General features: G+C 69.9%; 21 protein-coding genes. 14 read left to right on the plus strand and 7 right to left on the minus strand.

What is annotated here, in order from left to right; translation table 11 throughout:
- Positions 1-417: 417 nt before the first annotated feature.
- Complete coding sequence (locus HH310_RS34970; RefSeq protein WP_248294732.1) at positions 418-771, plus strand: type II toxin-antitoxin system RelE/ParE family toxin; 354 nt, start codon at positions 418-420, stop codon at positions 769-771.
- Positions 653-967, plus strand: coding sequence for a transcriptional regulator (locus tag HH310_RS34975; protein ID WP_169180020.1), 315 nt, complete (start codon positions 653-655; stop codon positions 965-967). Before HH310_RS34970 ends, HH310_RS34975 begins: the two co-directional genes overlap by 119 nt.
- A gap of 191 nt (positions 968-1,158) precedes the next feature.
- Here the strand turns inward: HH310_RS34975 and HH310_RS45610 are convergent, their stop codons facing one another.
- On the minus strand, positions 1,159-1,488 hold the full coding sequence (locus tag HH310_RS45610; RefSeq protein WP_169180021.1) for a type II toxin-antitoxin system HicB family antitoxin: 330 nt from the start codon (positions 1,486-1,488) through the stop codon (positions 1,159-1,161).
- Positions 1,489-2,348: 860 nt separating this feature from the next.
- On the opposite strand from HH310_RS45610, the gene HH310_RS34985 reads away from it, so the two are divergent.
- The 4 genes from HH310_RS34985 to HH310_RS35000 all read left to right on the plus strand — a co-directional run bounded on the left by HH310_RS34985 (position 2,349) and on the right by HH310_RS35000 (position 5,547).
- Positions 2,349-2,741 (plus strand): PadR family transcriptional regulator, encoded by a 393-nt coding sequence (locus tag HH310_RS34985; protein ID WP_169180022.1) that lies wholly within the window; start codon positions 2,349-2,351, stop codon positions 2,739-2,741.
- Positions 2,738-3,652: a permease prefix domain 1-containing protein gene (locus tag HH310_RS34990; RefSeq protein WP_169180023.1), complete on the plus strand. Its 915-nt coding sequence runs from the start codon at positions 2,738-2,740 to the stop codon at positions 3,650-3,652. The genes HH310_RS34985 and HH310_RS34990 overlap by 4 nt, the downstream gene beginning before the upstream one ends.
- A 126-nt stretch (positions 3,653-3,778) precedes the next feature.
- Positions 3,779-4,777 (plus strand): ATP-binding cassette domain-containing protein, encoded by a 999-nt coding sequence (locus HH310_RS34995; protein ID WP_169180024.1) that lies wholly within the window; start codon positions 3,779-3,781, stop codon positions 4,775-4,777.
- Complete coding sequence (locus HH310_RS35000; RefSeq protein WP_169180025.1) at positions 4,774-5,547, plus strand: ABC transporter permease; 774 nt, start codon at positions 4,774-4,776, stop codon at positions 5,545-5,547. The genes HH310_RS34995 and HH310_RS35000 overlap by 4 nt, the downstream gene beginning before the upstream one ends.
- Positions 5,548-5,553: 6 nt before the next feature.
- On the opposite strand, the gene HH310_RS35005 is transcribed toward HH310_RS35000, so the two are convergent.
- From HH310_RS35005 to HH310_RS35030, 6 genes are all read right to left on the minus strand, one after another.
- Positions 5,554-6,138, minus strand: coding sequence for a trans-aconitate 2-methyltransferase (locus HH310_RS35005; protein WP_169180026.1), 585 nt, complete (start codon positions 6,136-6,138; stop codon positions 5,554-5,556).
- A complete protein-coding gene (locus HH310_RS35010) occupies positions 6,138-7,196 on the minus strand; it encodes a DUF3616 domain-containing protein (protein WP_169180027.1) in 1,059 nt (352 codons plus the stop codon). The genes HH310_RS35005 and HH310_RS35010 overlap by 1 nt, the downstream gene beginning before the upstream one ends.
- Before the next feature lie 23 nt (positions 7,197-7,219).
- Positions 7,220-8,596 (minus strand): M20/M25/M40 family metallo-hydrolase, encoded by a 1,377-nt coding sequence (locus tag HH310_RS35015; protein ID WP_169180028.1) that lies wholly within the window; start codon positions 8,594-8,596, stop codon positions 7,220-7,222.
- A 56-nt stretch (positions 8,597-8,652) separates the two neighbouring features.
- A complete protein-coding gene (locus HH310_RS35020) occupies positions 8,653-9,315 on the minus strand; it encodes a vancomycin high temperature exclusion protein (protein WP_169180019.1) in 663 nt (220 codons plus the stop codon).
- Positions 9,312-11,564 (minus strand): glycoside hydrolase family 3 N-terminal domain-containing protein, encoded by a 2,253-nt coding sequence (locus HH310_RS35025; RefSeq protein ID WP_169180029.1) that lies wholly within the window; start codon positions 11,562-11,564, stop codon positions 9,312-9,314. The genes HH310_RS35020 and HH310_RS35025 overlap by 4 nt, the downstream gene beginning before the upstream one ends.
- A 112-nt stretch (positions 11,565-11,676) precedes the next feature.
- Positions 11,677-11,910 carry a hypothetical protein gene (locus HH310_RS35030; protein WP_169180030.1) on the minus strand — a complete coding sequence of 78 codons (234 nt, stop codon included), beginning with the start codon at positions 11,908-11,910 and terminating at the stop codon, positions 11,677-11,679.
- 96 nt (positions 11,911-12,006) lie between these two features.
- On the opposite strand from HH310_RS35030, the gene argC reads away from it, so the two are divergent.
- Genes argC through argG form a run of 8 tightly spaced genes read left to right on the plus strand, consistent with a single transcriptional unit; the run spans position 12,007 to position 19,720 of the window.
- Positions 12,007-13,008 carry an N-acetyl-gamma-glutamyl-phosphate reductase gene (gene argC, locus HH310_RS35035; protein ID WP_169180031.1) on the plus strand — a complete coding sequence of 334 codons (1,002 nt, stop codon included), beginning with the start codon at positions 12,007-12,009 and terminating at the stop codon, positions 13,006-13,008.
- Positions 13,005-14,177: a bifunctional glutamate N-acetyltransferase/amino-acid acetyltransferase ArgJ gene (gene argJ / locus HH310_RS35040; RefSeq protein ID WP_169180032.1), complete on the plus strand. Its 1,173-nt coding sequence runs from the start codon at positions 13,005-13,007 to the stop codon at positions 14,175-14,177. The genes argC and argJ overlap by 4 nt, the downstream gene beginning before the upstream one ends.
- Positions 14,174-15,037, plus strand: a complete 864-nt coding sequence (argB, locus tag HH310_RS35045) for an acetylglutamate kinase (RefSeq protein WP_169180033.1) — start codon at positions 14,174-14,176, stop codon at positions 15,035-15,037. The genes argJ and argB overlap by 4 nt, the downstream gene beginning before the upstream one ends.
- Positions 15,034-16,185, plus strand: a complete 1,152-nt coding sequence (locus HH310_RS35050) for an acetylornithine transaminase (protein WP_169180034.1) — start codon at positions 15,034-15,036, stop codon at positions 16,183-16,185. Before argB ends, HH310_RS35050 begins: the two co-directional genes overlap by 4 nt.
- On the plus strand, positions 16,182-17,114 hold the full coding sequence (gene argF, locus HH310_RS35055) for an ornithine carbamoyltransferase (RefSeq protein WP_169180035.1): 933 nt from the start codon (positions 16,182-16,184) through the stop codon (positions 17,112-17,114). Before HH310_RS35050 ends, argF begins: the two co-directional genes overlap by 4 nt.
- Complete coding sequence (locus tag HH310_RS35060; protein WP_169180036.1) at positions 17,111-17,614, plus strand: arginine repressor; 504 nt, start codon at positions 17,111-17,113, stop codon at positions 17,612-17,614. The genes argF and HH310_RS35060 overlap by 4 nt, the downstream gene beginning before the upstream one ends.
- Positions 17,611-18,498, plus strand: a complete 888-nt coding sequence (locus HH310_RS35065) for a hypothetical protein (protein ID WP_169180037.1) — start codon at positions 17,611-17,613, stop codon at positions 18,496-18,498. Before HH310_RS35060 ends, HH310_RS35065 begins: the two co-directional genes overlap by 4 nt.
- 4 nt (positions 18,499-18,502) lie before the next feature.
- The gene (gene argG, locus HH310_RS35070; RefSeq protein ID WP_169180038.1) at positions 18,503-19,720 is read left to right on the plus strand and encodes an argininosuccinate synthase; all 1,218 of its coding nucleotides are present in this window, start codon (positions 18,503-18,505) and stop codon (positions 19,718-19,720) included.
- Positions 19,721-19,756: the final 36 nt, after the last annotated feature.

Consider the following 19,756-nt stretch of genomic DNA (forward strand, 5'->3'; position numbering starts at 1 on the left):
TGAGACCTGGGGTTGGCTTGATCGCTGTGGCCGCTATGGCGTTTCCACCGCTTGAGCCGGTGTAAGTGTGCCGACTTTCGCCGTGCTGGAGCGGCTTCGAGCGGCGTTGGACTGGCGTTTGGAGGTGGGTGCGACGTTCGGTCCACCAGGTTCGAGCCCCGGAAGGTCCACCCATCAACTGACCTGCGGAAGCGTGCCGGGTGAGCGATGCGATGCGCGGACCGCTCCCGCTCGGGTTTAGTTCGGGCTATAGTTCTGCCATGCCTCCGGTTGAGCCGCGTCGTTGGTCGATCAAGACCACGTCCGACGTGCGTGACTAGCTTCGGGCGTTGCGTCGGACGGATCCGGATGTCTTCCGCTCGGTAAATGTGGCTGTCGACATGCTCGCCGAGGCCGGTCCGGCGCTCGGGCGTCCCGATGGTCGATACATTGCAGGGGTCGACCATCAGCAATCTCAAGGAGCTGCGACCGCGGTCGGGCCGGGATGTCGCGATCAGGGTGCTGTTTGTCTTCGACCCGTGGTCGCAGGCGGTGTTGCTGGTGGCGGGTAAAAGGCCGGCGACTCTAGCCGGTGGTATACGACGGCGATTCCGATCGCCGAGGCCGCCTTCGACAGGTGGCTGGCGGAGGGGAGGAAGCGGAGGGACGACTCGTGAGCGAGTTCCACGATTGGGAAGACCTCCGGGCGGAGCTGCACGACGGGGACGAGGACGCCCTTGCCGTGGAGCGGGCACGGACCGAAGCCTGGATCAGTGCGTACCACCTTGCTGAGGAGCGCAAGCGGCTGGGATTGACGCAGCGGCAGGTGGCCGAGTTGATGGGTGTTTCGCCCGGGCGGGTCAGCCAGATCGAGAACGGAGACCTCGATGTCAACGAGGTGGCGACGCTGAGCCGGTATGCGCGGGCGTTGGGTGCCCGGATGCGGATCATCTTCGACTACGGCAACGATCTTCGTCAGATCGCCTGACACATCGCACATGCCACGGCAGGATCGGTCGGCAGGTCCGAATCCCAACTAGTGAGACCTGGGGTTGGCTTGATCGCTGTGACCACTGTGGCGCTCCCACCGCTGCGAGGCCGGCGGAGGTGTGCCGACTCTCGCCGTGCTGGAGCGGCCGGATACCCAAACGGACATGGCCGGCGCAGCCTTTCGTCTGATCAGGCGCCGGCAAGCCGTGATGTCGCCAGGGCGTTGAGTGAGACGCCTTGTTCGGCGGCGCGTATGGCCAGCCGCCGATGGACTTCTTCGGGCACTCGGACCTGGAATTTGCCGGAGTAGTGCTTGTCGGCGATCGCGCCCGGGGTTTCCTCGCCGGACGCCTGCATTTCGGTGACGATCTCCTCGGCTGCCCGCTGGATGCCGATGAAGGCTTCGAGGCGGTCCGGGGCCAGCCAGGACACCGAGGGCAGCTCGGCCACGGTGCCGACGTATTCCTCGTCCTCCGCCGACCAGTGAACTCGGTAGGTGTAGTGATCGGCAGCGCTCACGATCGCTCCTCCAGCTTCTTGATCGCGGTCAGGACCTGTCTGACCGAGTACGGCTTTGCCTTTCCGCCCTTGTTCTGGATGATGGCGCTACGAGGGCGTCACCCCTGGGCCAATGACTATAGTCATTGGCCCAGGGGTGACGTGGCCGGGGCATTGATGATCGGTAGCGCGTTCCTAGGCACGACGTTCGCGATGGAGGCACCATTGATGAAGCGGCGAGCTGGGCCCTCGGTCGACCCTTCACCTTTGGCAGCGGGTGGAATAGGCCAGCACGCGACCGATAGTCCGATCACGGGTTCCGGATCCGTTGTCCCGTAAGGGATGGATCTTCGCGAAGGCTCGATCAAGATTCGCGGCACGGCGGGATTGGTCGGCAGGCCCAAATCCCAACTAGTAAGACCTGGGCTTGCATTACGCCGCGCCTTGCACATCCGTGACGGAGGCCGCGAGCTTTGCCGCGTCCTCACTGAGCTGCTCCAGTTCTGCCATCACGCGGACCATCTTCGAACATGCGTACGACAAATTTCGGGGTGTCGACGGCCGATCAGAAGATCTATGTCCACCATGTGAAAACGCCGGACGCCTCCCAGGGGTGGAACCAACCTGCTCGGCCCCCAATTGGACGGAGCCGACCTCACCGAAGCGCGACCGGACTCGCGGACCGTGTGGCCGGGGGATTCGATGCCGCCGATCTGCGCGACGCGGGAGTCCTGGCGCCACCGACCACCCCCGTCTGACGTGCGGTTTCGCTGCATCCGTCGGGCCAGGCCTCCGGAACGCCGTGTCGTGCGCGCTGAGCGTGGGCCGTTCTTTCCCGGAGCTCTATCGCGTCAAGTACTGTGCCTGATACAGTAGTTGCCGTGGTTGAGAACAGCGTCGACGCCCTCGCTGCTGACCTGCTGCGTGGGCACACCGACACGATCGTGCTGGCGGTGCTGCGGGCCGGGGACAGCTACGGGTTTGAGATCTTCAAGCGGATCCGGGACGCCACCGGCGGGCGGCACGAGATCAAGGAAGCCACCCTGTACGCGACGTACCGGCGGCTCATGAAGGACGGCCTCATCGAGGCGTACTGGGGTGACGAAAGCCAGGGCGGCCGGCGCAAGTATTACCGGATCACCGACGCGGGGCGGGCCGTGTACGGCCGCAACGTGTCGGCCTGGGAAGTCACCCGCGACCTCATCGATTCTCTGCTCGAACTGGACCGGTCGACCGGTTCCCGCGACGGCTGGCACGGAAGGCGGTCATCGTGACCATCCCCCACGACAGCATGTATGTTCACCGGCTGCTCGACGAGGCGTTCGCGGGCGTCGAGATGACCCCGGAACGGCAGGAGCTCAAGGACGAGGTCCGGGCCAACCTGGTCGCCCGGGTCGCCGAGCTGGAGGCCGAGGGGATGCCCGCGGACCGGGGTGCCCGGCAAGCCGTCGAGGAGCTCGGTGACCTCCGGGCGCTCATCGACGGCACCGAGTCGGCCGCGCCCTGGTATCAGCAGCGGGTGCGGCCGAGGCCGGGCTTCGTGGTGCGCACCGTCGCGTTGTCCACATTGGGCATCGCGGGGCTGGCCGTCCTGGCCCTCGAAGCCACCGTTGCCGACGTGCCGCTGGGCGGGGCGATCGCCGCTGGGCTCGCGGTCGCGGTGGCGGCCGGGGCGATCACCGCTGACGCGCTTCGCCAGGAGACGAACCACAATCATCCGATGCCGGTGCGCCGGGCCGCCGCGTACGGGATCGGGGTGTTGCTGGTCGTCGCCGGACTGGCCGGGGGGTGGCTCTTCGTCCGGGACGACGGGGTCGGCTGGCTGATCGGCGGCATCGTGCTGGTGCTGGCGGCGGTCGGGTTGCTGAGCTATCTCGGCGCGACCCAGACCAACCGGCACAAACAGTGGGTGGTGCGGATGCAGGACGAGCATCGGGAGGTGGGCGACCGCTTCAGCCGCGATCCGGCGGCGGCCGCGCGGTTCGGTATCTACACGATGGTCAACTGGCTGGTCACCGTCACCGTGTTCATCGTGCTGACGCTGACCGTCGGCTGGGCCTGGTCGTGGATCGCGGTGGTCGGCGGCTTCGTCGTCATGATGATCATGCTGGCCCGGATGCTCTTCGTCCCTGGAGCGGAGGAAGCAGGAGGCGCGGAGAAGGCCGCGAACAGCGTCAACGAATGAGCGTGGCCGCGGTGCGTCAACACCGCGGCCACGGTTTGACACACACCGAGGCGGTTGGCCTGCCGTGCGTGCCCGCATCATCACGGTAGCCCACGCCGCCTCCTTCACCTCGTGCTAGGAGTGCGCATGTCCACAACCGCTGTCGAAGCCGTCGAGCTCGGCAAGGCGTACGGGAAGGTCCAAGCCCTTGCGGGTCTGAGTTTCGCCGTACGCCCCGGCATCGTGTTCGGGCTGCTCGGCCCCAACGGCGCCGGGAAGTCCACCACGATCCGCATCCTGACCACGCTGTCGCGGCCGGACCGGGGCCGTGCCGCCATCCACGGCATCGACGTCGGCGAGCACCCCGAGCGGGTCCGGCGGCTGATCGGCTACGTGCCGCAGCGGCCCGGCTTCGACCCGGTCGCCACCGGCCTGGAAAACCTGGTGATGCAGGCCCGCATCCACGGCTCGTCCGCGAAGGAGGCCCGTCGGTGCGCCGGCGAACTGCTGGACCGCTTCGGGCTGACCGCGGCCGCGCGCCGCCGGGCCGGCACCTGGTCCGGCGGCATGCAACGCAAGCTCGACGTGGCCATGGGGCTGATGCACCGGCCGCGCGTGCTGTTCCTCGACGAGCCCACCACCGGCCTCGACCCGCAGGCCCGCCTGGACCTGTGGGCGGAGATCGCCCGGCTGGCCCGCGAGGACGGGATGACCGTGCTGCTCACCACGCACTACCTGGAGGAGGCCGACCACCTCGCCGCGCAGCTCGTGATCGTGGACGCCGGCCGGGTGGTCGCGGCCGGCACCCCGGACGAGCTCAAGAACGGGCTCGGCGGCGATACGGTTCGGGTGGGTCTCGCCCGCCCGGCCGATGCGGCACGGGCGCGAGCGGCCCTCGCCGCGGTGCCGGGCGTGGGGGAGACGGTGTCCGAAGGCGGGTCGCTGCACGCACGGGTGCGCAACGGCGCGGCCGTTCTGCCCGTCGTGCTGTCCGCATTGGACGGCGCCGGTGTCGAACTCGTCGCGGCGGGGGTCGCGCGGCCGTCGCTCGACGATGTATACATGCGCTTCGCGGGCCGCAGCTTCGCCGAAGCGGAAGCGGGCGGAAAAGCGGGAGTGGGTCCGCTCGAGGTGGTGCCGGCATGACCGCCCTCACCCACGCCCGCCTGCTGTCCGGCCGATCCCTGCGGACCTTGTCGCGCCAGCCCGCCTACCTACTTTTCACGCTGGTCCAGCCGATGCTGTGGCTGCTGTTGTTCGGCCAGCTCTTCCGCCGCGTCGCCGAGCTGCCCGGCTTCGGCACCGGCGGCTACCTGGACTATTTGACCCCCGGCGTGGTCGTGATGACCGCGATGATGTCGGCCGGTTGGGCGGGTACGACGATCGTCGACGACATGGAACGGGGCGTGATGGACCGGACCCTGATCTCGCCGATCCGCCGCCCCACCCTGGTCGCCGCCGGCCTGACCCATCAGGCGCTGGTCACCGTCGTCCAGTCGCTGATCGTGTTCGGCACCGGGCTGCTGGCGGGCGCCCGCTACCACGGTGGTCCGCTCGGATTGCTGACGGTGCTGGGCTGCGCGGTCCTGCTCGCGCTGGTCTTCGCCTCTTTCTCGTACGCCGTGGCCCTGCTCGTCCGGCAGCACGAGGCACTGATCGCCATCTCGCAGTTCCTGGTGCTGCCGCTGGCGTTCCTGTCCTCGGTGATGATGGCCCCCGCGCTGATGCCGGGCTGGGTCAGCCGGGTGGCACGCTTCAATCCGGTGGACTGGGCCGCGGTCGCGAGCCGGGAAGCGTTGCAAGTGGATCCGAATTGGACGGTCGTGCTGCAACGAACCGGGCTGCTCGCCGCGCTGGCGATCGTGACGGCCTGGCTGGCCGTTAGTTCGTACCGGGTGCACCAGCGCTCTCTTTGACGAGCTTTAACGAGCCGCGATCGCCGCATGCGCGCGGCGCGGGCCGTCGGTGGGTCGCCGCTGCCGTTCGACCTCGGTGAAACCGGCCTTCACCAGCCGCGCCGCGAACTCGTCGACCGGCCAGAAGTAGGCCGTCGTCACCTTGTGCGGGAACGGGACCACCTCGTCGCCGTCGAAGAACCCGACCACCAGGGTTCCGCCGGGTTTCAGCACCCGGCGGAACCGGGCGAGCACACCGTCGAGCTCGTGGGGCGGCCGGTGGATGAGCGAATACCAGGAAAGAATCCCGTCCACCGGACCTTCGACATCGTCCATCGATCCGATGTGGAACGGGACATCCGGGTGGGTGGCACGCGCGTGCGCAATGAATTCCGGAACCAGGTCGATTCCGCTCGCCGAAACGCCCAGCGACCGCAGATACGCGGTGAGGTGCCCCGGCCCGCAACCCGCGTCGACCACCGTCCCGGTCAGATGCCGGCCGATCAGGGCGAGGTCGTCCGCGTCCACCTGCGAGGTCGCGCCGAACATGTCGATGTAGAGCGCGGCGAGGGAAGCGTACGACTGACGGACCGTTTGGAACGAAGGCGACATCAACGCCGCCGGACCACGTCGGCCAGCACGGCACCGTCCGCGGTCAGCCGGATCGCGGCCGGGCTGTCATAGACGACGAGGATGTGGTCGCCGAACAGGCTGATCCCCTCGGCGTGGTCGTCGCCCTCGCCGTAGGACAGTTCCACCTCCCGCGAGATCAGGTCGCCGCGCACGATGGTCGGCATCTCGACCCGCGCCGCGTCGCGCCAGCGATAGATGCGAACCGGGCCGTCGAGATCCATCGTCGGGCCGGCCAGGATCAGCAGGTCGTCGCCCGCCGGGCACAGGTCACGCACCCCCAGACCCTCAAGATCAAGGACATGCTTGCGGTACGGGGATCCGTCGCTGAACGGACGCAGGCGCAGGCGGTCCGGGCGTTCCGGCGACACGTACGGGCGTAACTCGAGCACGAACGCCCAGCCGCGCAGGACCGGGCCGCGTAAACCCAGGTAGACGCGGTCGCCGACGACCGCGATGCCCTCCACGTCGAGTCCGTTGTCCTTGCCCGGGATGTCCAGGAACGCCCCCAGGTGCTCGTCGTCGGCCAGCAGCCTGCGCAGGTCGTCACGCCCGGCGAGCGCGGCCGCCCGATGCCGTACGCCGTCCGCCGTCAACTCGCGCACCGGAGTCGGGATGCCGTCCACGTCGGCGATGGGGAGGCGTACCAGGACCTGGCGATTGTCCTGACCCTCCACCCGAGCCAGGCGCCGCAAGGCCTTCTCGTCGTCGTGCCGCTCCTTGATCTGTTTGCGGCGCAGGCTGTGCGAGCCGACCGCCCACAGGAAGTGGCCGGTGCGGGCCAGGCCCTCGACGTCCGCCTCCTCGTCCTGGTCGTCGCCGGGCAGATCGACGAAGTCGGCGAGGCGGAACGTGCGCTCGTCGCCGAACTCGGACGGCTTGCCCGGATCGTCGGCCACCAGCCTCTCCACCGTCGCGGTCTCGTCCCCGGCGATCCACAGGACGCGGCCGTCGAGGCGTACGGCGGAGAGGTTGGTGTGTGTCGCGGCGGCGCGCGAGGTGTCGCCGAAGATCAGCCGGATGGTTTGCTCGACAGACATAGGGTCATCGTGTCATCACCGAGCTAACTTGAGGGGGCGGGCGCGGCGGCCGGGCTGCGATGACCGGACGAGTCGACCGCGCGGACGCCGAAGAAGACGTTGTCCTTGGACAGATCGATCGTCACGGTGTCCACCTTTCCCACCTTGACCACGTGTTCCCAGTCCGGAGCCGTCGTCTCGCGCCAGAGCACCTCGTACCCAGACAGATCGGGCTCGGTGCCGAGCGTCCAGCGCAGCGTCGTCTCGTTGGTGAGCTGCGTCGTGTCGATGACGACGCCCTTCGGCGTGCCGGGCGCCTGGGCCAGGTTCCACAGCGACGCCCCGTTCACCCTCGCAACCCTGGCGATGTACGCGAAATCGCAGAACTCGATCAGGTCGCCGTACTGCACGCCGTCCTCGACCCGGACGTCCTGGTGCTCGTGCGCGAAGTTCTCCCGCGGCTCGGTGAAACGGGCCGCCGGATAGCCGCGGAGCAGGAACGAGATGTGGTCGCTGCCGCGCAGGTAACGGTCGCGGCGCCAGATGACGCGCACCTTCATGCCGGTGTCCGGATTCTCCGCGACGCTCTCCACGAACCGGCCGAGCTGGCGGGACGCGCCGTCGTTCTCGCCGCCGACGCTCTTGCGGATGTTCGCCTGGGCGGCCGTCTCCGAGGTGGGCACGCCCTCGACGAACAGGCGCACGGTCCGGGAGTCGTCGCGGGTGCCATCGTGCGCGTTGCCGGTGCCGACGATGTCGTTGCTGAACATCGCCTGCACGTCGGCGTTGCGATCCTTGAACGACTGGGCCAGGTAGTCGGAGCCGTAGATGTTCTGCTCCTCCCCGGCGACGGCGGCGAACACGATCGTCGCCTCCGGCCGGTGGGTCGCCATCACCCGGGCCAGCTCCATGATCACGGCGACCCCGGAGGCGTCGTCGTCGGCGCCCGGTGCGTCGTCGGTCGCGTTCATGACGTCCGTGACGCGCGAGTCGTAGTGGCCGGTCACCACGTAGATCCGGTCCGGCGTGACGCTGCCCTTGAGGGTGGCGACGACGTTGGTGATGGTGGTCGGAACGGGGATGCGCGGCGACACCGGCTGCACGAACGACTGCAGCTCGACGGTCATCCTGCCGTTCGAGGCGGACGCGTACCGGCCGAGCTCCGCGAAGATCCAGTCGCGGGCGGCGCCGATCCCGCGGACCGGGTCGTCCTGCACGGAGAGGGTGTGCCGGGTGCCGAAGGAGACCAGTTTCTGGACGGTCCCCTCGATGCGCTTGGGGTCGATCTTCTTGAGGAGGTCCCGGAGTTCACGATCGGGCGGAGCGCTGTGGCGTTCCGCGGCCTGCGCGGGCGTGGCGATGCCGGCCGCGGCAGCCGCCGCCGACACCGCGAGAAAGGTGCGTCTTGTGGACTTGGCCATGACCAACACTGTTGTCCAAAGGGGATGGCGTGTCCATGGACATCAATGTCTGAAGTTTAGGAAAGCGCGTCCTGGATCCCGGTCTCCCGGCGGCCGAGCAACGCCGGGTCCCGGCCGGAGAGCACGTCGTAGACGGCTTTCACGGTGGCGCCGCGCTCGCGGATCAGGTTGCGCGTCCAGATCGCGCGCATGTGCTTCACCGATTCGTCGCCCACGCCCGTGGCGTCCACGCCGAGATGGCGGCACAACGCGACGGCCCGGTCGATGTGGAAACTCTGGGTCACGACAATGGCCTTCTGTACGCCGAAGATCCGCTTGGCCCGCGCGCACGAGTCGTAGGTGTCGAACCCCGCGTAGTCGAGCACGATCTGCCGCGCCGGGACACCGTGCGCCAGCAGGTAGACCTCCATCGAGCCCGGCTCGTCGTAGTCCCAGCGGCGGTGGTCGCCGGACAGCAGGACCACCCGCACCTTGCCCGCGTCCAGCAGGCGCTTGGCGATGTCGAGACGGGCGGCCAGGTACGCCGAGGGGGTGCCGTCCGCGTACACCTGCGCGCCGAGCACCAGCGCGACGGGCGCGGCCGGCACCGTGGCCTCGTGGTAGACGTGGCCCCTCGCGCCGGCCCGCTCCCAGATCTCGCCACCGGCCAGGACCAGCCCGCCGAGCAGGCCGGCGATCAGTCCGGCGAACAGGAGACGCCGTAGCCAGCGTTTGATCACGCGGACAGGGTAAACGGCGCCCGCATCAGGTCGCGCTCGCGCGAGCTCGGCCCGACCAGCAACTCGAAGTCGCCCGGCTCGACCACCCGGCGGCCGTCCGCGGTGACCAGCGAACATGCGGCGGCCGGCACCTCGATCGCGACCGTCACCGACTGGCCGGCCGGCACCAGCACCTGCCGGTACGCCTTCAACTCGCGCACCGCCCAGGTCACGCTGGTCACCAGATCACTCACGTACGCCTGAACGGTCTCCACGCCGTCGCGAGTACCCGTGTTCGTGAGCGTCACCTCGGCCTTGACGGTGCCGTCCGGGGCGACCGCCGGAGTGGTGACGGTCAGATCGGCGTACGAGATCGTGGTGTAGGTCAGCCCCTCGCCGAAGACGAACAGCGGGTCCTGGGTGAGGTCGGCGTAGCGGGTGCCGTGCTGGCCGCGGATCTGGTTGTAGAAGACCGGCTGCTGGCCGACGTGCCGGGGCACCGACAACGGCATCCGGCCGCTCGGCTCGATCAGGCCGAGCACCAGTTCCGCGATGGCCCGGCCGCCGCGCATGCCCGGGTTGAACGCCTGGATGATCACGGCCGCGTTCAGCGCGGACTCGGGCAGCACGCACGGCTTCGAGTTCATCAGCACGACGACCATCGGGGTCTTGGTGGCCGCGATCGCGTCGAGCAGCGCGATCTGGCCGCCCTGCAGTTCCAGCGTCGCGGTCGACTTGTGCTCACCGGTCAGGTTCACCGTGTCGCCGACGACCACCACCGCGTAGTCGGCCCGGATCGCCGCGTCCCGGGCCACGCTGATCAGGTGCGCGTCGATCGGCGCGCCCTGCGAGATCGGCGGCCGCGGCTGCCCGTCCGGGTAGGTCGCGCCCTCCGGGTCCGGTACCAGGCGCTCGATGTCGGCGCCGCGCGCGTGGATGATGTCCCAGGCCGCCGGGGCCACCGCCCGGAACCCGTCGAGCACCGTCTCGGTCATCTCGCGGGGGTGCCCGTCGGGCATCCAGTCGACCTGGCCGGAGTTGCCCGCCCAGTCGCCGAGCTGCGCGGACACGTCGTCGGCGTTCGGCCCGATCACCGCGATGCGCCGGAACTTCGCCGCCGCGTCGATCGGCAGCACGCCGTCGTCGTTGCGCAGCAGCACCAGCGACTTGCGGGCGACCTCGAGGTTCAGCGCGGCGTGCTCGGGGATGCCGATGACCGTCCGCTGCCGCTCCGGGTCGGGGACGCGCGGGTTCTCGAACAGGCCGAGCGAGAACTTCAGCCGCAGGATCCGGCGGACCGCGGCGTCGATCTCGGCCTCGGTGAGCAGGCCGCGCGCGACCGCCTCCTGCGCACCCTCGAAGAAGCCGGGGGTGACCATCATGAGGTCGTTGCCGGCCTGGACCGCGAGCGCCGCGGCCTCCGCGTAGTCGGCGGCCACCTTCTGCTCCCAGACCATCCGGCCCACGTTGTCCCAGTCGGTGACCAGGGTGCCGGCGAAACCCCATTCCTCCTTGAGGACGTCGTTGAGCAGCCAGCGGTTCGCGGTGATCGGGACGCCGTCCATCGACTGGTAGCCGATCATGAAGATCTGGGCACCCTCGCGCGCGGCCCGCTCGAACGGCGGCATGAACCAGGACCGCAGCTTGCGGGGGCTGATGTCGGCCTCGCTGGCGTCCCGGCCGCCCTGGGTCTCGGAATAGCCGGCGAAGTGCTTGGCGGTGGCCAGCACGCCGGTCGGGTCCTGCAGGCCGTCGCCCTGGTAGCCGCGGATCATCGCGGCGCCGAACTCGCCGATCAGGAACGGATCCTCGCCGAAAGTTTCGTCGACTCGGCCCCAGCGCAGGTCGCGAGCGATGCACAGCACCGGCGAGAAGGTCCAGTGCGTGCCGGTCGCCGAGATCTCGACGGCCGAGACCCGGGCGACCCGTTCGATCAGCTCCGGATCCCAGGTGCAGGCCATGCCGAGCTGGGTCGGGAAGATCGTGGCGCCCGGCCAGAACGAGTGCCCGTGGATGCAGTCCTCGGCGGTCAGCAACGGGATCTGCAGGCGCGTCTTGGCGACCAGGTCGATCGCCTCGAGCATCTTCGCCGGGGAGGTGTGCAGGATGCTGCCGGCCAGCTTCTCGCTGACGATCTCCTTCAGGTCGGTGCGCGAGTCCAGCTGGAGCATCTGCCCGACCTTCTCGGGCAGGGTCATCCGGCCGAGCAGATCCTCCACGCGCCGCTCGACGGGCAGGGAGGGATCCCGGTACGGAAGATCAGCAGGCACTTGCGCCTCCGAGGTCAGGACCGCGGTGGCACGGTCTGCTTCTGTGAATCATTCGGAGTCTTCCAGCCCGGAACCGGTTCCGGAACACCAGGCCGGTTCCGGAACTTGCAACCTAGTTGTCCGGGTCGCTCTCGTCGATGCTCGGCACCTCCAGCCCCGCGGCCTCGATCGCGTCGAGTCTGGCCTGCTCAGCGACCTTCTCCCGCTCGACCAGCGTGGCGTACTCGGCCAGCGCCGACGGGTCCTCGGTGTCCTCCAGGTGCTCGAAGAAACGCTGGGTGGTGCGGACGGCCTCGGCATACGCCCCGGCGGCCTCGCGGATCGCGACGATCGTCTTGTCAGTCATGGGACAAGTGATACCACCGCACCCTCCGGGTGATCGCGGTTGCCCCTCGGTGGTGTGGGTTGATACGGTTCTCTGCATAGTCATGCGGAGGTTGGTATGGGAATCCGGGTCGCTGTGGCCGGGGCCAGTGGATATGCGGGCGGCGAGTTGCTTCGCCTGCTCGCCGGGCACCCCGAGTTCGATCTCGTGGCCGCCACGGCACACTCGCAAGCAGGCACACATGTCACTGCCGTTCATCCGCAGCTGACCGGTTTAGACCTCACGCTCGGCGCCACCGACGCGGCCACCTTGAGCGAGGCTGACCTGGTCTTTCTCGCGCTGCCGCACGGCGAGTCGGCGGCCCTGGCCGCCCAGCTTCCCGAGTCGGTCAAGATCGTCGATCTGGGCGCCGACTTCCGGCTGGCGGATGCGAGCGCCTGGGGCACCTATTACGGCGGCGCGCACGCCGGCACCTGGACGTATGGTCTGCCCGAGCTGCCCGGCCAGCGCGCCCGCGTCGCCGCGGCCACCCGGGTCGCCAACACGGGTTGTTATGCGGCCACCGTCACCCTCGCGCTCGCCCCGCTGATCGCGGCCGGCGTCGCCGACCCCGCGGATGTCGTCGTGGTCGCCAGCTCCGGCACGTCCGGGGCGGGCCGCAGTGCGAAGGCGCATCTGCTGGGCAGCGAGGTGATGGGCGACCTCACGCCATACAAGGTGGGCGTCCATCAGCACGTGCCGGAGATCAAGCAGGCCACCGGCGCCACGTCGCTGTCGATGACCCCGGTGCTCGCGCCGATGCCGCGCGGCATCCTGGCCACGGTCACGGCCCGTTTCGCGACCGAGGCCGATCCGCGCGCGGTGCTGAAAGATGCGTATGCCGGCGAGCCGTTCGTGCACGTGCTGCCCGAGGGCCAGTGGCCGCACACGGCCGCCACCGCCGGCTCCAACTCGTGCCACCTGCAGGCCACTGTCGACGCCGACTCGGGCCGCATCCTGGTGCTCAGCGCGCTCGACAATCTCGGCAAGGGCGCAGCCGGTCAGGCCGTGCAGTGCGCCAACATCATGTCCGGCCTGCCCGAGACGCTGGGCCTGTCGGTGTTCGGGGTGGCGCCGTGACCGTCACCCACCCCAAGGGCTTCCGGGCCAGCGGCGTGGCCGCCGGGCTGAAGCCGTCCGGCAACCCGGACGTCGCGCTGGTCGTCAACGACGGGCCCGATTTCACGGCCGCCGGTGTCTTCACCGGCAACCGCGTCAAGGCCGCGCCGGTGATGTGGAGCGAGCAGGTCCTCAAGGGCGGCGTGGTGCGGGCCGTGGTGCTCAACTCGGGCGGCGCCAACGCCTGCACCGGCACCCAGGGCTTCCGCGACACGCACGCCACCGCCGAGCACACCGCCGCGGTGCTGCGTGCAGGCACGAAACCCCAACTCGTCGGCCCGGGTGACGTGGCCGTCTGCTCGACCGGCCTGATCGGTGAGCTGCTGCCGATGGACAAGCTGCTCCCCGGCGTCAGCGCCGCGGCCAAGGCCCTCGCGGCCGACGGCGGGCCGGCCGCCGCCGAGGCGATCATGACGACCGACACGGTCACCAAGAACGCGGTGGTGCAACGCGGCCGCTGGTCGGTCGGCGGCATCGCGAAGGGCGCCGGCATGCTCGCCCCCGCGCTGGCCACCATGCTCGTGGTGGTCACCACCGACGCCTCGGCCGACAACGAGACCCTGGACACCGCGCTGCGCGAGGCCACCCGGGTCACGTTCGACCGGCTCGACTCGGACGGGTGCATGTCCACCAACGACACGGTCCTGCTGCTGGCCAGCGGTGCCTCCGGTGCCGAGCCGTCGCCGGAGGAGCTGACCGCCGCCGTCACCGAGGTCTGCCACGATCTGGCCCAGCAGCTGATCTCCGACGCCGAGGGCGCCACCAAGCACATCGCGATCGAGGTGCGGGGCGCGGCCAGCGAGGCCGACGCGGTGGAGGTGGGCCGCGCGGTCGCCCGCAACAACCTGGTGAAGACGGCCATGTTCGGCAACGACCCGAACTGGGGGCGGATCCTCGCCGCGGTCGGCACGACGCAGGCCGCCTTCGAGCCCGAGCGCGTGGACGTGGCGATCAACGACGTGTGGATCTGCAAGGGCGGTGCCGCCGCCGCGGACCGCTCCACCGTGGACCTGACCGGCCGCGACGTGCGGATCACGGTCAACCTGCGGGAGGGCGAGATGGCGGCGACGATCTGGACGACCGACCTGTCGCACGCCTACGTCCACGAGAACTCGGCGTATTCATCGTGAACCCTGTCGAGAAGGCCGAGGTCCTGATCGAGGCGCTGCCGTGGCTGGAGCGCTTCCACGGCGCCACCGTCGTGATCAAGTATGGCGGCAACGCGATGGTCACCCCGTCGCTGCAGCAGGCGTTCGCGGCCGACATGGTCTTCCTGCGGTACGCCGGGATCAAGCCGGTCGTGGTGCACGGCGGCGGACCGCAGATCAGCCGGATGCTGGGCCGCCTCGGGATCGAGTCGGAGTTCCGCGGCGGCCTGCGGGTCACCACCCCGGAAACCATGGACGTGGTCCGGATGGTGCTGACCGGTCAGGTCGGCCGCGAGCTGGTCGGCCTGATCAACCAGCACGGCCCGTTCGCGGTGGGGCTGTCCGGTGAGGACGCCAAGCTGTTCACCGCGGTCCGCCGGGGCACGCTCGTCGACGGCACCGAGGTCGACCTCGGGCAGGTCGGCGACGTCGACCGGGTGGACACGTCGGCGGTCGACGACCTGATCGCGGCCGGCCGCATCCCGGTGATCGCCACCGTCGCGCCGGACAAGGACGGCGTGCTGCACAACGTCAACGCGGACAGCGCGGCCGCCGCCCTGGCCGAGGCGCTGGGCGCGCGCAAGCTGGTCATCCTCACCGACGTGCCCGGCCTCTACACCGACTGGCCGGACACCGGCTCGCTGGTCCGCCAGATCGAGGCCGGCGACCTGGCGAAACTGCTGCCGCGCCTGGAAGCCGGAATGGTCCCCAAGATGGAGGCGTGCCTGCGCGCCGTGCGCGGTGGCCTGAGCGCCGCGCACGTCGTCGACGGCCGCGTCCCGCACTCCACGCTCCTGGAAATCTTCACCCCGGAGGGAATCGGAACGATGGTGGTCGCATGAGCCTGGTCAGCCGCTGGTCGCAGACCATGATGAACAACTACGGGACGCCGCAGACCGCCTTCGTCCGAGGCGAGGGTGCGGTGCTCACCGACGAGGACGGCAAGCAGTACGTCGACTTCCTCGGCGGGATCGCGGTGAACGCGCTGGGCCACGCCCACCCGGCCGTCGTCGCCGCGGTCACCCAGCAGGTCCAGACCCTCGGGCACGTCTCCAACCTCTACATCTCCGAGCCCGCGGTGGCGCTCGCCGACCTGCTGCTCACCCTGGCCGGCCGCGCCGGGCGGGTGTTCTTCGCGAACTCCGGCACCGAAGCGGTCGAGGCCGCGTTCAAGCTGTCCCGGCTCACCGGCCGCTCCCGGGTGGTGGCCACACACGGCGCGTTCCACGGCCGGTCGATGGGGGCGCTGGCGCTGACCGGGCAGCCGGCCAAGTCCGACCCGTTCCGGCCGTTACCGGGAAATGTCGAGCATGTCCCTTATGGTGACTCGGATGCGCTGAACAGTGCCGTCGACACGGACACGGCGATGGTCATCCTCGAGCCCATCCAGGGGGAGAACGGCGTCGTGGTGCCCCCGCCCGGTTACCTGGCCGCCGCGCGCGAGATCTGCGACCGCACCGGCGCCCTGCTGGTGCTCGACGAGATCCAGACCGGCATCGGGCGCACCGGGCATTGGTTCCACCATCAGAGCGAGGGGGTCGAGCCGGACGTGATCACGCTGGCCAAGGGTCTCGGCGGCGGCCTGCCGCTGGGCGCCTGCGTGGCCTTCGGCAAGGCCGCCGACCTGTTCACCCCCGGCTCGCACGGGTCCACGTTCGGCGGTAACCCGATCTCCTGCGCGGCCGGTCTCGCGGTGATCCGCACGATCGCCGGCGAGGGCCTGCTCGACCACGTCAAGCGCGTCGGCGAGCAGCTGCGCCGCGGCATCGAGGGCCTGAACCACCCGATGATCAGCCAGGTGCGCGGCGCCGGCCTGCTGCTCGGCATCGTGCTCGCCGAACCGGTCGCGGCCTCGCTGACGGCCCGGCTGCGCGACGCCGGTTTCCTGGTCAACGCCGCGGTCCCGGACGTCATCCGCATCGCCCCGCCGCTGATCGTCAGCGCCGAGCAGGCCGACGCGTTCATCTCGGCACTGGACGGTGTGCGGTGACCCGGCACTTCCTGCGCGACGACGACCTGACCCCGCAGGAGCAGTCCGACGTCCTCGACCTCGCCGCCTCGATGAAGGCCGACCGGTTCGCGTACCGGCCGCTGGCCGGACCGCGCTCGGTCGCCGTCTTCTTCGACAAGGTCAGCCTGCGCACCCGGCTCTCGTTCGAGGCCGGCATCGCCGAGCTGGGCGGCCAGCCGATGATCGTGGACACCCAGCTCACCCACTTCGGGCGCGGTGAGTCGCTGGCCGACGCCGGGCGGGTCGTCGCGCGGTACGCGGCCGCCATGGTGTTCCGGACCACCGGCGACGAGCGGCTCGCCGAGCTCGCGTCCCAGGTGGACGTTCCGGTGATCAACGCGCTGACCGACGGCTTCCACCCCTGCCAGCTGCTGGCCGACCTGCAGACCGTGCGCGAGCGGCTGGGCGGGACGGCGGGCCGCAAGATCGCGTACGTGGGCGACGCCGCCAACAACATGGCGCATTCCTATCTGCTGGCGGGCGCCACGGCCGGCATGCACGTCCGCGTCGCCGGGCCCTCCGGGTTCGACCCGAGCGCCGCCGTGGTCTCCCGGGCGGCGGAGATCGCCGCGTGGACCGGCGGCTCGGTCGAGGTGCTGCGCGACCCGTTCGAGGCGGCCGACGGCGTCGACGTGCTCGCCACCGACACGTGGACCTCGATGGGTCAGGAGAGCGACGGCCGGGACCGGCTCACCCCGTTCCGCCCGTACCAGGTCAACGAGAAGCTGCTCGCCGCCGCGGCGCCGGAGGCGATCGTCCTGCACTGCCTGCCCGCGCACCGCGGCGAGGAGATCACCGACGAGGTCATGGACGGCCCGCAGAGCGCCGTGTTCGACCAGGCGGAAAACCGGCTGCACGCGCAGAAGGCGCTGCTGGCCTGGCTGCTGGCGGTGAACGAGCAGTCATGAGAGGCGAGTTCGTCCACCCGACCCGCGCGGCGCGGCACGCCCGCATCGTCGAGCTGATCCGGGATCGGCAGGTGCGCTCCCAGACCGAGCTGGCCGACCTGCTGTCGTCCGACGGCGTGCAGGTCACCCAGGCCACCCTCTCCCGCGACCTGGAGGAGATGGGCGCCGTCAAGGTCAGCGGGGCATACCTGATCCCGGAGGACGGCAAGCGGCCGCTGCGCGAGGCCGAGAACGCCCCGGCCCGGCTGGTGCGGCTGCTGCGCGAGCTGCTCACCGGCGTGGACGCGAGCGGCAACATCGCGGTGCTGCGCACCCCGCCGGGGGCGGCACAGTTCCTGGCCAGCGCGCTCGACCGCTCCGGGCTCACCGACATCGTCGGCACCATCGCCGGCGACGACACCATCCTCGTCGTGTCCCGCGACGACGGGCCCGGCTCCGGCGCCGCACTCGCCGGGAAGCTGAGCGCCTGGAGCCTCGAACCTCAGGAGATGTCATCGTGACCGAGCAGCCGCCGGTCGAGGTCCACTTCCCGGACTTCGCCGATCACGTGCAGGGCCTCGCGGCCCGTGAGGTCGAGTTCTTCCTCGCCTCGAACGCGACGCTGCGCGAGCATCTCAACGAGACGCCCTACGGTCATCAGCTCACCTGGCTCGACTTCACCGACACCACCGGGCAGAGCTGGTCGAGCCGGGAATTCCTGAACCTCTTCAACGTGATCAACGGCATCGCGTTCGGCGACCGTGGCATCCCGATGCCGCAGTGGGTGATGGTCGACCTCATCCTGATGCCGAGCGCGGCGGTGATCGCGAGCCTGCCGCAGGACGAGTTCGCGGCGATGGTGGAACGCTCGACGTTCCGGTTCGACATCGACGTGAAGCAGCACCTGCGCGCGGTGCAGGAGACCATGCGCACCTCCGGGTACACCGGGCCGGTGCCGATCGGCGGATACTGCGCCGCGCCCAGCGCCGCCCCCGGCACGTGGGTCGGCTGGTCGCTGTGGTCGCTGATGCCCGCTGTCGGTCTCGGCCAGGCGGCCAAGGCGCTGGCACTGTCCGCCTATCGCGCGCGCAAGCTCGACGGCGTCACCCAGTACGACAACAGCGCGCTCAAGGTGCACACCCGGTTCGGCGCGTTGAAGATCCTGGTCGCGACCGTGCCGTTCCACACCTCGCCCGGCTCGTTCGTCTACGAGAGCGACTTCACCGGCGTCCGGCACGCCGCGCGGACACCGAGCTTCCTGCTCGACCCGTTCGACTACCAGCGGCAGAGCGCCATGCAGAAGGCCGTCGAGGCGGGCGAGAGCGACTTCTACGTGCTCGCGCCCGGCCACCTGCTGGACGGCGGCAAGACGTACGTGCCCATCCTCGAAATCCCCAAGGATTAGAAGAATGACCAATCGCAAGATCGTTCTCGCCTTCTCCGGCGGCCTGGACACCTCGTACGCGCTGGTCTCCCTGCGGGAGCAGGGCTGGGAGGTGCTCACCGCGAACATCGACACCGGCGGCCTGCACAGCGGCGAAGGCGAGTCCGTCAAGGCGCGCGCCGAGGAGCTCGGCTCGGCCGGGCACTTCATCGTGGACGCGCGGGCCGAGCTCTACTCCCGCGTCATCACGTACGGGATCAAGGCGAACTACCTGCGCAACGGCGGGTACCCGTCGTGCGTCGGCGCGGAACGCATGATCCAGGCCGAGAAGGTGGTGCAGGTCGCGCTGGAGAACGGCGCCGACGCGGTGGGCCACGGCTCGACCGGCGCGGGGGCCGACCACGTGCGCTACGACGCGGTGATCCGGGCGCTCGCGCCGAAGCTCGAGATCGTCACGCCGATCCGGGACGAGCGGCTCACCCGGGAGGAGGAGTCCGAGTTCCTGCGGGGGCACGGTTTCGAGGTGAGCGCCAAGACGACCACGTACTCGATCAACGAGGGCCTCATCGGGACGACCATCGGCGGCGGGGAGACGTACGGCTCCTGGGATTATCTGCCGGAGAGCGCGTGGACGTACACGGAGTCGATCGACGAGGCGCCCGCCGAGGGTGTCGAGCTGGTGCTGTCGTTCGACAGGGGCGAGGTGGTGGCGGCGACGGCCGACGGCGTCGCGCTGGCGAACAGCCCGAACTACGCGATCCTCAAGGCGCTCAACGAGCTGGGCGGCGCGCACGGCGTCGGGCGGGGCATCCACATGGGATCGACGATGGTCGGCAACCTCGCCCGGGTCGGTTTCGAGGCGCCCGGCATGCTGATCCTCATCGCCGCGCACCGCGAGCTGGAGCGGCTGGTGCTGAGCAACCGGCAGCAGGCGACCAAGGCGACGCTCGGCACGACGTACGGGGATCTGCTGCACGAGGCGGTCTACTACGACCCGATCCTGGACGACTTCCGCGCGTTCCTCGACTCCAGCCAGGGCCGGGTGACCGGCGACGTGCGCGTCCGGCTGCACAAGGGCAACATCGTGCTGCTCGGCAGCCGCAGCCCGCACAGCCTGCTGGACGCGGCCGCCCGCGAGGGTGTCGTCTACGGGTACGGCTCGTCGCTGTGGACCGGCGAGGAGGCCCGGGCGTTCGCGCACATGTACGCGATGCCCGGTGCCATCGCTCAGGTCGCGGGTTGAGCCGTCGGTCCGATGGTGGGCGGGGCAGTGCGGCGG

The sequence above is a fragment of the Actinoplanes sp. TBRC 11911 genome, assembly GCF_012933445.1.
Classification (GTDB): Bacteria; Actinomycetota; Actinomycetes; order Mycobacteriales; family Micromonosporaceae; genus Actinoplanes.